The organism is Ochrobactrum sp. EDr1-4 (genome assembly GCF_049199085.1).
GTDB lineage: Bacteria > Pseudomonadota > Alphaproteobacteria > Rhizobiales > Rhizobiaceae > Brucella.
Genome location: NZ_JBLZOF010000007.1, coordinates 68,983 through 82,929 on the forward strand (window position 1 = coordinate 68,983; position 13,947 = coordinate 82,929).

Below are 13,947 nucleotides of genomic sequence, written 5' to 3' on the forward strand. Positions count from 1 at the left end.
GGCTTAGCGATGATCCGTAGTTTTGGTTCAGGAGAATTCTTTTTCATCCTTGAAGGCGCACGCTGGACGGTCTTGTTGTCAATCCTCGCTTTTACTTTCGGAGGGCTTGCGGGCTTAATGGTTGCGCTTGGGCGTACCAGCCGGATGAAATGGCTGCGTTATACGATGGCGACCTATATCCAGATTTTCCAAGGTACACCGCTGCTCATTCAACTTTTCTTTGTCTATTTTGGCTTGCCGCTGTTGGGCCTTCGTGTCGATGTTTGGGTGGCCATGATCGTCGGACTTTCGCTGCATGCCAGTGCGTTTCTAGGTGAAATCTGGCGTGGAAGTATTGAAGCTGTTCCGACCGGTCAGGATGAGGCTGCACGTGCGCTCGGCGTTGGATATTTTGATCGTATGAAGGATGTCGTGCTGCCACAGGCATTTCGCATAGGTCTGCCTGCCACCATCGGATTTCTGGTCAATCTGATCAAGGGAACCGCGCTGGCAGCTTTGCTTGGGCTGACAGAGCTCACGCGATCAGGACAGCTCATGGCAAATATCACTTTCGAGCCGATGAAGGTCTTTGGAACGGTGGGTCTCATGTATTTCGTCATTTGTGTTCCGCTCACTTACTACAGCGCCCGGATCGAGAAGCGCCTCAACGCTTCGCGTTAAATCAAGAATAAATAAACCAGAGGTAAGAACATGTTTTCGAAGATCGCATTTAGTCTGGCAGCAGGTGTTGTTGCATCTCTTTGGGCTTCGGGTGCTGCACTCGCTGCATCACCTGACGAAATCAAAGCCAGGGGCGTTGCCGTTGTTGGGGTTCAGATGGACCAGTTTCCATGGGGCTTTATTGACGAGAATGGCAAGAATGGTGGCTACGACATTGAAGTCGCCAATCTGATTGCCAAGGAGCTTGGTGTGGAGGTCAAGTTCGAACGCGTTACCGGCCAAAACCGTATTCCACTGCTGACAAATGGTATGGTGGATTTTCTTGTGCCGTCTATGACGGTCACACCGGAACGCGCCAAGGTCATTCAGTTTGCGCTGCCTTACTCCGCAAACGACATCACTGTTTGGGGCAAAAAAGACCTCGACATTAAGGGCAATGAAGACCTTGCAAATTATACGATAGGCGTTAACCGAGGCAGCGCATTTGAGCCGATCCTTAGAAGGGTTGCGCCAGCGGGAACGAAAACCAAAGGTTTTGATGATGATGCAACAACCGTGCAAGCCCTTTTGTCCGGACAGGTAGACGCTATTCTCGGAAGTCTGACTTATGGTTTGGTGATCGACAGCACGGGGAATGGCGGTAACTATGATCGCAAATATAAGGCTGCAGATAACATTCAATCGATGGCTGTTCGTAAGGGCGACCAGGAAATGCTCGACTATCTCAATGATTTCGTAACACGGCATAATGCCGACGGATCATTGGATGCGCTTTATAAAAAGTGGATTGGTGTTGATCGCCCGAAACTACCAACCGAGCTTGAAGGCGTGGATTTTACGGGCAAGCAATAGTTATCCCGTGATTTAAAATAGAGGGTGTGCGGCGTTAACTGCACACCAACCACCAAAACACTCACATGCAACAAAATTGAACCCGCAAAGGATATTTGCGGGAACCGATAAACACGTGCCGCTCTACAGCTTTCCAGCTGCGCCCGCACATACCGTATTGATCTCTTTCTGGGAGTTAAGCAGAACATGACGATAGATGGCAAACTGATCAGGGTTGGTGTCGATATTGGCGGAACCTTTACTGATGTGGCGATGGAAGTTGGTGAGACTCTTCATTCGACCAAGGTGCTGACGGATTACGCATTTCCGGAAAACGCGATCATCAAAGCCATTGTTGAAGTGGCTGAAAAAGCTGGAGTTAAGCTTGAGCAGATCGATACCGTTATTCACGGCACAACACTTGCTACGAATGCGTTGATTGAGCGGCGCGGTGCCAGGACTGCACTGGTGACGACAAGGGGCTTCCGTGACGTTATCGAAATGCGCACTGAAAGTCGCTTCGAGCAATATGATCTGGATATTGTCCTGCCAGCACCACTTGTTCCGCGCAATGACCGATTGGTCATCGATGAGCGTATTGGAGCAACGGGAGAAATTCTCAAGCCGCTTGATGAGAAGGAAGCCGACACGCTCTGCGACCGTATTATTGCGGAAGGCTATGAAAGTGTCGCTGTCGGCCTTATTCATTCATACCTCAATGGCGAACATGAACGCCGCTTCCGTGATCGGTTGTTGGCTAAAAAACCTGATCTTTCGGTGTCGATCTCATCGGAAGTGTCGCCACAGATGCGCGAGTTCCAGCGCTTCAATACGGTTTGTGCGAACGCCTATGTAAAACCGCTGATGGCTTCTTATCTCAATCGTCTTGTAGGCCGTTTGCGCGAAGAGGGGTTGGTTTCACCTGTCTTCATGATCCATTCGGGTGGTGGTATCATCAGCATTGAAAGTGCGATTGAATTTCCGGTTCGTCTGCTTGAATCGGGGCCCGCAGGAGGCGCGATCTTCGCGGCCTATATTGCGGCCAATCACAAGCTTGATCAGGTCGTTTCCTACGATATGGGTGGGACAACGGCTAAAATCTGTCTGATTGAACAACAAGTTCCCAAGACGTCGAAGACCTTTGAAGTGGCGCGTACGTATCGCTTCAAGAAGGGTAGCGGCATGCCGATTTCTATTCCGGTTATCGAAATGGTCGAGATCGGCGCCGGTGGCGGCTCGATTGCAACGGTGGATTCCATGCGTCAGATCCGCGTTGGTCCGCATAGTGCTGGATCAGAACCGGGCCCTGCATGCTATAATCGCGGTGGTATTCATCCAACCGTTACGGATGCCGATGTTATTCTCGGTCGCCTTGATCCCGAAAGCTTCGCTGGTGGTGCTATGAAGCTGTCACGCAATGCGTCTGAAAAGGCGATGGAAGCTGATATTGGAAGTAAACTCGGTTCAGATGTTGCAACCTCTGCTTATGGTTTGAGTGAAGTCGTCGACGAGAACATGAGCAACGCAGCGCGCATGCATGCGGTGGAAAACGGCAAGGAATTATCGGAATTCACAATGATTGCCTTTGGTGGAGCAGCGCCTGTCCATGCGGCACGTCTTTGCGAAAAGCTCGGTGTTAATGATCTTCTCATTCCGCCCGGTGCAGGCGTCGGCTCGGCAATCGGCTTTCTGCGCGCTCCTTTTGGTTTTGAATCTGTCCGCAGTGCCTATAGTCGCCTGAGCCGTTTTGATGGCACCGCGATCAATACGGTCATTCGCGAACTCGTTGAAGAAGCAACGTCCTTTGTCCGTTCGGGCGCGCCTGATGCGAACCCATCGCTCGAATGCACGGCCTATATGCGCTATGCGGGCCAAGGCTGGGAAGTGCCGGTAACTATCGAAGTTCGAGACTATCAGGACGCAGATGCTGGCCTTTTCCGCGGTCTTTTCGATGAATGCTATGAACGTTTCTTCGGTCGTGTGATTGATGATCTGGACGTTGAAATCGTGAGCTGGTCGTTACGTGCAAGTGCAGATGCGGCCGCTCCATCGCCTGCAAAGCCTGTAAACAAACAGTCCCAGGCATTCGTGTCTGGTCAGCGGCAGATATTCGATGTTCTCGAAGAGCGTTTTCTGGATGCCTCTGTCGTTGAACGTGCCGATATGAAACCGGGTGATTGGGTCGCCGGACCTGCTGTCATCACAGAACGCGAAACATCAACCATCGTGACTGCTAGCCGCGAAGTGATCATGCAGGCCGATGGATGCCTGTTATTGCGCGCAAAAGCTGCTTGAGGAATGTTATCATGACAAAGAAACCTATTTCAGACGTCCATATGCAGATCATGTGGAACCGACTTATTTCTGTTGTTGAAGAACAGGCAGTCACGCTCATCCGCACCGCTTTCAGTACGAGTGTGCGTGAATCCGGCGATCTTTCGGCGGGTGTTTTCAACCGCGCTGGTTTGATGATCGCTCAGGCCGTCACCGGCACACCCGGACACGTCAATGCAATGGCGGAAGCAGTCGGCCATTTCATCAATGACATTGGCCGTGACAATATTTTTGAGGGTGATGTTTACATTACCAATGACCCTTGGAAGGGCACAGGACATCTCCACGACTTTACCGTTGTGTCGCCAAGCTTTCGCAAAGGCGAGCTGACCGGCTTTTTTGCCTGTACGGCACACGTTGTTGATGTCGGTGGCCGTGGCTTTGGACCCGACGCAAATGAAGTTTATGAGGAAGGCATTTTTGTGCCGATCATGAAATTTGCGGAACGCGGTGTGGTCAACAAAGACCTCGTCAATATTCTGCGTAACAACGTGCGCGAAAGCCATCAGGTTGTTGGTGACGTCTATTCGCTTGCTGCATGTAACGAAATCGGTCATCGCCGCTTGATGGACATGATGGATGAATTTCATCTTGACGACCTTGAAGGTCTGGCCGAATTCATTTTCAAGCGCAGCTATGATGCGACGCTGGAACGGCTTGCTGCCTTGCCGCATGGAACATATTCCAATGTCATGAGGGTCGACGGTTATCTTGATCCTATCGATATCGTTGTGCGCCTTGATGTGTATTCGGATCATATCCTGGCCGACTTCTCTGGTACATCCGCGCCAAGCCCTAAGGGGATTAACTGTCCGCTGATCTATTCAGCAGCCTATGCTTGCTATGGTCTGAAATGCTCCCTTGCGCCGGAGATTCCGAACAATCATGCCTCGTTGTTGCCATTCAAGGTGACCGCGCCGAAAGACTGCATTCTTAATGCGCAGCGTCCAGCGCCTGTATCAGTCCGCCACGTTCTTGGTCATCTCGTGCCGGATGCGGTACTTGGTGCGGTTCATAAGATGTTACCGGGCAAAATTCCGGCGGAAGGATCCGGTGCTCTGTGGAACCTTCATGTCAGTGCGCGGCCATTGACCGGGGAAGATGCACCAAAAGACGGCGGACATCGTGCCGAAGTGCTATTGTTTAATAGTGGTGGAACGGGTGCGCGTCCGCAACTCGACGGCTTAAGTGCCACCGCCTTTCCAAGTGGCGTTCATTCGATGTCGATTGAAGCCACCGAACATGTCGGCCCGGTTATATTCTGGCGCAAGGAATTGCGCGACGGATCTGGTGGCGCAGGTCAATATCGTGGTGGTCTTGGGCAGGTTGTTGAGATTGCGCCGACCAAAGGGCATGAAATTTACTTCAACGCCATGTTCGATCGCATCAAGCATCCGCCGCGTGGTCGTGAGGGTGGTGAGAATGGTGCTGCCGGCGCAGTCGTTCTTGATGATGGCACGGTTCTTAATGCCAAGGGCAGACAGCACGTACCCGCTGGTCGCCGTCTTATCCTGGAGCTACCCGGCGGCGGCGGTTATGGCCCCGTCGAGAAGCGGTCTGAAGAGGCCGCGCAACGTGATCTCGAATTTGACTATGTCATAAGCCGGTAATTGCAAGACGTTCAGAAGCCGCCGCATGGGCGGCTTCTTTTGTCTCAATGTTTGGAAAAGAGCGTTCAAAATGAATTATGAAAACCGCCGATCGGCAGGTGTAAAAGCTTCACCCAGCATGGCAGTTTCGATGGCCGCCAAAAAGCTTCGCGCCGAAGGCCGTGATATTATCGATTTATCTTTGGGAGAGCCGGATTTCGAACCACCAGCCCATGTTGTCGATGCTGCATGTGCTGCGGTGAAAGCAGGGGGCGTTCGTTATGGGGCCGCTGCGGGAACTGAAGCGCTTCGTAACGCGATTATTGCCAAGTTTAAGCGAGATAATCAGCTTGATTTTAGCCTCGACGAACTGACAGTCGCCAATGGTGCGAAGCAGATCCTATTTGACGCATTTCTTGCGACCCTTGAGGAGGACGATGAGGTTATTATTCCGACGCCATGCTGGGTTTCTTATGCCGATATTGTTTCACTCCACGGTGGCAAACCTGTTTTCGCCAACTGCGGAGTGGAAACTGGCTTTAAACTTACATCAGCGCAACTGGAAGCCGCGATCACCCCGCGCACGCGCTGGCTGATGCTCAACTCACCGTCCAATCCGACAGGTGCTGTTTATAGTGCCGATGAATATAGGCAACTGGCTGCTGTACTCGAAAAGCACGAAAGAATTCTCATTCTTTCCGACGAGATTTATGAACATATCCTGTTAAGCGCAGTGCCTTTTGTCTCGTTTGGAGGTGTATGTCCGCAATTGCGTGAGCGCACGCTGATCGTCAACGGTGTTTCCAAAGCCTATGCCATGACTGGTTGGCGTGTTGGCTATGCGGCAGGCCCCAGGGCGCTGATCGCTGCGATCAATAAAATGCAATCTCAAAGCGTCACATCCGTCTGTGGTATTGCACAGGCAGCGGCAAAAGCGGCACTTGATGGCGATCAGGATTTTGTTGCGGATGCAGCGCGCACTTTCAACCGCCGTGCCGACCGGGTATCTGGTTATATTGGTCAAATAGCTGAGATTGAGTTTCTCAAACCAGCAGGTGCTTTTTATGCATTTATCGGTGTGGAACAGCTGATTGGAAGACAAACGCCGTCGGGCGTAACGCTCAACGATGATACGGACATTGCAAGTTATTTGCTTGATGCTTTTGGCGTTTCGAGTGTTCCGGGAATCGCGTTTGGTGCGCCGGGTTTTATTCGGCTATCGATTGCAGCTTCCGATGCAGAACTGATTCAAGCATGTTCGCGTCTGAGAGATATGGTTGCCTCTCTAACTTAGAAGAGTACGTTAAACTGAAAAAGCCGCAGGTGATAACCTGCGGCTTTTGTTTATTATTGTGACTCAGGCAGCTTGCTTTCGAGCATATTTGCCGATCAAAGCCTCAAGCATTCTCTCTTCTTCATGTGTCAGATCGGAGAGAGGCGATCGGACCTTGCCAGCGTTAAAACCCTGCAGACGAACGCCAGCTTTGACTGCCGCGACAGCATAGCCTTTGCGACGGTTGCGAATGGCCATGAACGGATAAAAGAAGTCATTCAGGATGCGTTCACAAGTGGCTCGTTCGCCAGCGCGTAGCGCGTTATAAAACTCAACTGCCAGACCCGGTACGAAGTTGAATACTGCCGATGAATAGGTGGTAAAGCCTGCGCCGAGATACGCTTCTGCAAAGAGTTCTGCTGTTGGCATTCCACCCAGATAGGTCAGACGGTCGCCCATTTTTGCAGTGATTTGACGAACAAGCCCGATGTCGCCGACACCATCCTTAAAGCCCACCAGATTAGGGCAGTCATCACACAAGCGAGCCAATGTGTCAGGCTGGATGACCGAGTTGTCACGGTTGTAAACCATGACGCCAATTCCAATCGACTGGCAAACACGTTTAATATGTTCGTATAAGCCTTCCTGTGGCGCATCAATCAAATAATGCGGCAAAAGCAGAATACCGTCTGCACCAGCTTTTTCCGCCGATCGTGCAATATCGATAGCGACTTCAGTGCCATAACCGCAACCCGAAACAATAGCGGTGTCGCTGTTGCCCGCAGCTTCCTTGGCGGCAGATACAATCGCAGGAATTTCGTCCGGACGCAGTGAGAAAAACTCACCTGTTCCGCCGGCTGCGAAAAGAACCGGTGCGTCGAAACTTGATAGCCATTCGACATGCGCTTTATAGCTTTCAGGCGCAAACCGTCCTTCATTATCGAAATGCGTGACCGGAAAAGACAGCAATCCGGCGCCCAGTTTTTGTTTGATCTGTTGCGGTTCCATATGAAGTTCCCTTTAGAGCGAAGTTTCATATGGACTGTAGTAGAGTCAGATGATGAGTGTCAACAACTTATATTATAAGTTATCGCGTACCTGCCGCAAAATTGCGCGATACCGCATCTGGCTGCCCTTCAGGTGGCTACGCATCGCTTCTCGTGCACCATCTTCATCTCCGGTTGCGATAGCCTCAATAATCTGCTCATGTTCTTTATGCAGGTGAGCGATATAATTGCCAGAACTTGTATCATTACCAGGCTGAAGAGCTGCGCGTGGGATGACGCCGTTACCGATCATCGTCAGGAACTCTCGAAACCGCGGATTGTTGGATGCGTCGGCTATGGCAATATGCAATGCAAAATCCGCCTCGGCCGTGGATTGTCCAGCTTCAAGGCAGGACAGAACCTGTCGGTGGCAAATGAATATATTTTCTTCCTGCTGCGGTGAGCGCCTTACGGCAGCAAGTCCGGCAGCTTCGATCTCGACGCCTGTTCTCAGCTCAAGAAGCTCAATAACAGACGAAATTCGCTCGTAATTCAGGTTTTGAAACGGCAATGTCTCTTGCGGCTGCGCTTCAAGCACGAACACACCTGCTCCTTGTCGTGCTTCAACAAGACCGTCTGCGCGCAACGCTGCGATAGCCTCTCGAATGACTGTACGGCTCACACCCATAGATTCCGTTAGCTTCGCTTCACTTGGCAATTTCATTCCTGGCTTAAAAGTGCCAGCTTGGATCGCCTCTTTAAGCTCGTCACTTGTTTTGACAACAAGACTGCCCCTGGTGCGAGGCCGCGGCTCATATTTATTGATCATTACCCTGATCTTCCTCAAATTATCTATTTTAACTTCTAACAATTTGAGTTGCGGACAACAAGACAAAAGCTCGAGGTTATCTTATATGTCGAAGTGCTTTGAATACCTTGCATTATAAGTTAAGGAGGTCGACAATGGGCTTCTAATATCCATCACGCTTCTTAGTGATACACGGGTCGACGGACTTGAATTGGAATTGAGAATCTTTACTGGCAATTAGCCACGCCAACGGTAAGGCTAGGCTGCTTCCCGGCCAACTCGCGCGCTGCCGTTACGAGCGCGTTGTTGATCCTGCGCAACATCCCTTCATCTCGCCATCGATAAAAGTATTTTGCACCGTGGAGAATGGTGGAAAACCGATGGTAAAGACCGCCATACGCCACCTGATGAAGCAAGATAAAGCAGCCCGTTGAACACCTCACGCAAATCCGTCTTGCGAGGCGCCCAAGACGGCTCGGTGCAGACATAACACGCAGATGGCAACCCGTTCTGCATCCGTTAAATCGCTTGCGTAACGCGAGTTCCGACGTTCATACTGTCGACGAGCGGCTGCAGTCTAAGCTATCGTGATCCCCATCGAATGAATCGTTCAATCCTTTTTGGAGCAGTCTCTCATGAGTCTTAGGGAGCCAGCAAAAATGCTTCTACGACGAGAGAATAATAGAGATATTGGCTTCCTCAAGTAGGCCTGTCAAAATCGGTGCTGGCATTTCATTTGTTATGACTGCAGTTATTTCGTGAATTGAACCAAGTCTGACCATTGCACGTTTACCGAATTTTGAACTGTCCACTGCCAGTAACTTGTGTGCTGCCTGCCGCAATGCGGCTGAAACGACGGCCACTTCCGTATGGTCGTCGTCACATAGATCGCCGTCATTATCAACGCCGCTGACGGAAATGATTGCATAGTCGAACTTGAAGCGTCGGATGAATTCCGGTGTATCTTCCTGAAACATGCCACCATCGATAGGTCGAACAAAGCCACCAGGAACTGCTAAAGTGAAATCCGTTTTCTCACTAATAATGGCGGCGGATCTCAGACTATATGTGACAACATGCAGGCGTTCTCTGCTTACAAGCGCATTGGCAATTGCTTCGCATGTGGTGCCAGTGTCAAGAAAAATAGTGGCGTTATCGGGAATGAGCGCGACCACTGCTTCAGCAATTCGAGCCTTTTCATCGGCCCTATCATGCCTGCGCTGACGATAGGTGATGGGGTCCAGCGGAGCTAGCTGTGATACGCCACCATGTAACCTTCTGACTTTGCCCTGATGCTCCAGATCCGCAATGTCACGTCGGGCTGTTTGCGTAGTAACGCGAAATCGTTCAGCGATCTCCTCCAACGAAACATAATGGCTGTTCTCAATCCACTGAAGCAGCATTTGCTGCCGGATTTCTTTCTTTTTGCCACCGGAACCAGAAAGTTCGCTCATATTTGCTGTCGCATCCTTATGCGCGTTGTTGCTCAGATCCATCTCTCATTCCCAGGTTCAAATAGGCAAGGAAATTGTGGGCTTAGGCCACAAGAACTCCCAGAGGCTATAGCAAATAAAAATGTAATATTAATGACATTTACTGTTCATGGAGCGAGGAAATTGAGTCTTCCAAAGCCGCCCTAGAGTAAAATGTAATAAAAGTGACATTAAACTCTGTCATTTCAGCGTCAGGTGAAGTTGGATGATCAATCCGGCTGTCACATTGATGAAATGGATGTATTTTCCAAGAAAAGGACTAAGGGATGGTTCCGGGGACAACCAAACGTAACCGAAAACTTATTGCTTTAACTGCGCAGCTTTTATGTGGTGTTGCAGTTGCAGGTATAGCCGCCGTTCCGGCACGCGCGGCCGATAGCTATGACATTCGTGTCATGACGCTCAATATTTGGAACAAGTTCAAACAGAGCCCGGAACTGACCGCGGATTTTATGGCAGCCGCCAATTTTGATGTCCTCGGTATGCAGGAAATCAACGGTAGTACTTACGTTACGCGTATCCCCGATTTTCTCCAAACCGCTGGTCGTGGCACTTACGGCAACGTGCAAGTCGGCGATGTGGGTATTATTTCGCGTCTGCCAGGCACGTTTGGAACACTTAATCTGGGTGGATCGACGCAGGGGCGCTATGTCAGCTACACTCAGCTGGATGCCCAAGGTTCCCGCCCGCAGACAATGATCGGTACGGTTCATCTTGATTATGCAGATGGTTCAACTGGTCGCCTGAACGAAGCCAAAGCCCTCAATACATGGGCAAAGGGATTTAATCAGCCAATCATCGTTCTTGGCGATTTCAATGCTGGTGATGTTTCTGAGCGTGGACTTCATCATATTGATGCACAAATCAGACTGATGCAGCAGTCTGACGGCAATCCATTTTACCGCGACCTGACACGGCAATATGTTCTCAACGCCAATCAGCAGACTATGCGCGCGGTCATACAGGAAGCATATGCTGGACAAAATATCGACAGCCTGTCGTGGAAGCAATGGGGTGACGCTCTTTCAGTCGCCTACAGAGCTGGTAAGGATGTTGGTCTGCAAGAAGAAACCTATGCGGTTGATAACAACACGCCAGTTACCATGAATGTTCTCAAGAAGCAGTATATGCTGCTTCAGACTGATGCGGCCCGTGAAGGTTTCAAGCCACATGATCTAAACGATGGTAGCACCACATGGCCATCGGCAGGCGAAGACGCAACCAATACCTGGGCGAGCTGGGACCGCGCCAAGATCGACCATTTCCTCGTCTCGCGACCATTCGGGAAGTGGTATGAGATTGTAGATGATCCCAATGATCCCTATACTGGGGTGATTAAAGACGTAAAAGTGACTCGGCCGGGCCGCCAGCCAGAAGCAATCTCGGATCATGAACCCGTTGCGCACGATTTCCGCTGGGTCGGGCCTCAGTTGCAGACCTATTCGGAAAACCAAGTCCAGAAAACACGCCTTGTTTGGGGTGCCAATGCTTATGGTTTTGAGGACAAGAACAAGGAATTTGTTCTTACGCGAAACAACCATCGTACAGATCTCTATCTTGGCCAGATTTCGGATGCCAATGGCACACCAAACCTGAACGATCTGACGCTTGAAGAGAAGAAGACATTGCTCAACTGCGATAGCACCGATGCGCGCTTCCAGCAGGCCATCAAGGACTATTGTATTGATGATCATTCCTTCATTGGTGAAACAGCAGTCACCGACGGCGGAACGATCCTCGTCAGCGAAGATGCAGCTCTTGGCAATGCCGCTGCTCGCCTGCGTCTCATTGATGGCGGTTTGCGCGTAACCGGCAGCGATATGAAAACACTGGATCGCACCGTGTCGCTTGAAGGGCTTGGATGGATCGACATCGCTGATGCAAACAACCGCGTGACATTGTTGCAGCAAGCCACGGGCGCGGGCGCTCTTCTCAAGCGTGGACCCGGTACGCTCGTTCTTGGGCAGGCAAACAACTATACTGGCGGAACTTTGGTTGAAGGCGGTGTGCTTCAGGCTGGTGTAGATGGTGCATTCGTCAACAACACGGCTTTCGCCTTGAATGGTGGCAAGCTTGATCTCAATAATTTCAATGTGAGCATGTCGTCACTGATGGGTGAGGGCGGAACGTTGAGCCTTGGCTCTGCAGCTTTGACTGTAAACCAGTCTGCCAATACGCGTTTTGACGGTAACATGGACGGTACTGGTAGCCTTACGAAGTCCGGCACAGGTGTTCTGGTTCTTAATGGTGCCAACATCTATACAGGTGGTACAACTGTAAAAGAAGGCGGTCTGGTCATCGGTGATGCATCCCATTCAGGTGCCTTCCTTGGCGGCACGGTTAGCGTTGAAAACGGCGCACATCTTAGTGGTGCTGGCTTCATCGGCGGACTTTACGCTGGTGCTGGCAGTATCATAGCGCCGGGCAATTCAATTGGCACGCTGAAGGTTACCGGCAACCTGGAATTTGATGCGGGAGCTACTTATGTTGCTGAAATTGATGCCGCCGGTAAAAGTGACCGTATCGATGTGAGTGGAACCGCAGCGCTTGGTGGCGCTAAGGTTTATGTAGAAAAGGCTGCTGGCACCTATATGCCGGGCAAGCGTTACACCATTCTGAGTGCTGAAGGCGGCATCACAGGTACATTTGGCGATATGAGCCAGAACATGCCTTTTGTAGATCTCGGTTTGGCTTATGACGCCAATGCGGTTTACCTTGATATCGCTCGTAACGATGTCGACTTCATTGCCACAGCAAAGACAAGTAATCAGAAGTCGGTAGCCCTCGCTGTGGAAGAGCTTGGTGCTGACAACGCTGTTTACGATACGGTCGTCATGCAGGACAGCGAAGATAATGCGCGCCGCGCATTCAATGCTCTTTCGGGTGAAGTTCATGCTTCAACGCGAACTGCGATCATCAATGACAGTTCCATTGTTCGAAATGCAGTTATGGATCGCATTGGCGCAGCATTTGGTGGTGAGCGAAATGCTGCATCCTCGTCGGTCGCAACAGATGCCGATTCAGCTCAGATTTCCGCAACTCGCGCAGCAATCTGGGGGCAGGCGCTTGGTCAATGGAGTCAAACCTCAGCTGACGGAAATGCGGCTAGGTTGAAGCAATCCACGGGTGGCTTCGTTGCAGGTTATGATGCGGAAGTTGTCGAAAACTGGAGACTGGGTGCTCTCGCAGGATATAGCCACACCAGCTTCGATGTGAATGATCGCGACTCGTCAGGTCACAGCGATAATTATCATCTAGGCATCTATGGTGGCACTCAATGGGACGCGACACTGCTCAAAGCAGGCGTTGCCTATAGCTGGCACAAAATCGAAACTGATCGCTTTGTCGCCTTCCCGGGCTTCGCAGAGAGTCTTGATACGGATTACAGCGCAAATACCTTCCAGGCTTTTGGTGAACTCTCACATCGTTTCGATCTGAGTGGAACTGCGATTGAGCCATTTGCGAATGTTGCTGTAGTGCGTCTGCAAACAGACCGCTTTAACGAGCATGGTGGCAATGCTGCGCTTCAGATTGGAAAAGAAACAACGACAACTACGTTTACTACGCTTGGTCTTCGTGTTTCTGCTCCTGTGGTGTTCGGTAGCATGAATGCCAAGCTCAACGGAACAGTCGGCTGGCAGCACGCCTATGGCGAAACTATACCGACTGCGGCTGCTGCGTTTGATGCTGGAACAGTATTTGAGGTGGCTGGTGCACCAATTGCCAAGGATACTGCGATTATCAAGGCTGGTTTTGATATCGATCTCGGTAACCATACGACACTGGGTCTTGAATATTCTGGTCAGCATGGTTCGAGCTTTAATCAGAACTCGGGTAAGGCCAAGCTTAGCGTAAAGTTCTAAATCCTATTGAGCAATGCTGTGGCCGGTGAGACATCCTTTTTTCACCGGCCATTTTTTAAAAATTTAAGTTGGGGGTGCGGACGAAAACGTGGACTATCAGGTAGTTAGTC

9 protein-coding genes are annotated in these 13,947 nt (G+C 50.8%); 6 read left to right on the forward strand and 3 right to left on the reverse strand.

The genetic code is table 11. The annotated features are described in order from the left end of the window. Positions 1-9 precede the first annotated feature (9 nt). The 5 genes from ACOZHT_RS18725 (at position 10) to ACOZHT_RS18745 (ending at position 6,708) form a co-directional block, all read left to right on the forward strand. A complete protein-coding gene (locus tag ACOZHT_RS18725; RefSeq protein WP_250043421.1) occupies positions 10-660 on the forward strand; it encodes an amino acid ABC transporter permease in 651 nt (216 codons plus the stop codon). Positions 661-690: 30 nt separating this feature from the next. Further along, a complete protein-coding gene (locus ACOZHT_RS18730) occupies positions 691-1,512 on the forward strand; it encodes a transporter substrate-binding domain-containing protein (RefSeq protein WP_339514666.1) in 822 nt (273 codons plus the stop codon). 186 nt (positions 1,513-1,698) lie between these two features. After that, a complete protein-coding gene (locus tag ACOZHT_RS18735; RefSeq protein WP_421566224.1) occupies positions 1,699-3,786 on the forward strand; it encodes a hydantoinase/oxoprolinase family protein in 2,088 nt (695 codons plus the stop codon). Positions 3,787-3,797: 11 nt separating this feature from the next. Beyond that, the gene (locus ACOZHT_RS18740) at positions 3,798-5,435 is read left to right on the forward strand and encodes a hydantoinase B/oxoprolinase family protein (protein WP_339514670.1); all 1,638 of its coding nucleotides are present in this window, start codon (positions 3,798-3,800) and stop codon (positions 5,433-5,435) included. 70 nt (positions 5,436-5,505) lie between these two features. Further along, positions 5,506-6,708 (forward strand): pyridoxal phosphate-dependent aminotransferase, encoded by a 1,203-nt coding sequence (locus tag ACOZHT_RS18745; RefSeq protein ID WP_339514672.1) that lies wholly within the window; start codon positions 5,506-5,508, stop codon positions 6,706-6,708. A gap of 63 nt (positions 6,709-6,771) precedes the next feature. Here the strand turns inward: ACOZHT_RS18745 and kdgD are convergent, their stop codons facing one another. The 3 genes from kdgD to ACOZHT_RS18760 all read right to left on the reverse strand — a co-directional run bounded on the left by kdgD (position 6,772) and on the right by ACOZHT_RS18760 (position 9,977). Continuing rightward, complete coding sequence (gene kdgD / locus ACOZHT_RS18750; protein WP_339514674.1) at positions 6,772-7,695, reverse strand: 5-dehydro-4-deoxyglucarate dehydratase; 924 nt, start codon at positions 7,693-7,695, stop codon at positions 6,772-6,774. Between the two features lie 72 nt (positions 7,696-7,767). Beyond that, complete coding sequence (locus ACOZHT_RS18755; protein WP_339514676.1) at positions 7,768-8,502, reverse strand: FadR/GntR family transcriptional regulator; 735 nt, start codon at positions 8,500-8,502, stop codon at positions 7,768-7,770. Between the two features lie 644 nt (positions 8,503-9,146). Then, positions 9,147-9,977, reverse strand: coding sequence for a DeoR/GlpR family DNA-binding transcription regulator (locus ACOZHT_RS18760; protein ID WP_339514678.1), 831 nt, complete (start codon positions 9,975-9,977; stop codon positions 9,147-9,149). A 263-nt stretch (positions 9,978-10,240) separates the two neighbouring features. Here ACOZHT_RS18760 and ACOZHT_RS18765 point away from each other — a divergent pair, with 263 nt between their 5' ends. Next, on the forward strand, positions 10,241-13,837 hold the full coding sequence (locus tag ACOZHT_RS18765; RefSeq protein WP_421566225.1) for an autotransporter domain-containing protein: 3,597 nt from the start codon (positions 10,241-10,243) through the stop codon (positions 13,835-13,837). Positions 13,838-13,947 lie beyond the last annotated feature (110 nt).

What these genes read in the sequence shown, in the direction of transcription:
- ACOZHT_RS18725 (WP_250043421.1), top strand. Translation starts at nt 10, where the DNA reads ATGATCCGTAGTTTTGGTTCAGGAGAATTCTTTTTCATCCTTGAAGGC.
- ACOZHT_RS18730 (WP_339514666.1), top strand. Translation starts at nt 691, where the DNA reads ATGTTTTCGAAGATCGCATTTAGTCTGGCAGCAGGTGTTGTTGCATCT.
- ACOZHT_RS18735 (WP_421566224.1), top strand. Translation starts at nt 1,699, where the DNA reads ATGACGATAGATGGCAAACTGATCAGGGTTGGTGTCGATATTGGCGGA.
- ACOZHT_RS18740 (WP_339514670.1), top strand. Translation starts at nt 3,798, where the DNA reads ATGACAAAGAAACCTATTTCAGACGTCCATATGCAGATCATGTGGAAC.
- ACOZHT_RS18745 (WP_339514672.1), top strand. Translation starts at nt 5,506, where the DNA reads ATGAATTATGAAAACCGCCGATCGGCAGGTGTAAAAGCTTCACCCAGC.
- kdgD (WP_339514674.1), bottom strand. Translation starts at nt 7,695, where the DNA reads ATGGAACCGCAACAGATCAAACAAAAACTGGGCGCCGGATTGCTGTCT.
- ACOZHT_RS18755 (WP_339514676.1), bottom strand. Translation starts at nt 8,502, where the DNA reads ATGATCAATAAATATGAGCCGCGGCCTCGCACCAGGGGCAGTCTTGTT.
- ACOZHT_RS18760 (WP_339514678.1), bottom strand. Translation starts at nt 9,977, where the DNA reads ATGGATCTGAGCAACAACGCGCATAAGGATGCGACAGCAAATATGAGC.
- ACOZHT_RS18765 (WP_421566225.1), top strand. Translation starts at nt 10,241, where the DNA reads ATGGTTCCGGGGACAACCAAACGTAACCGAAAACTTATTGCTTTAACT.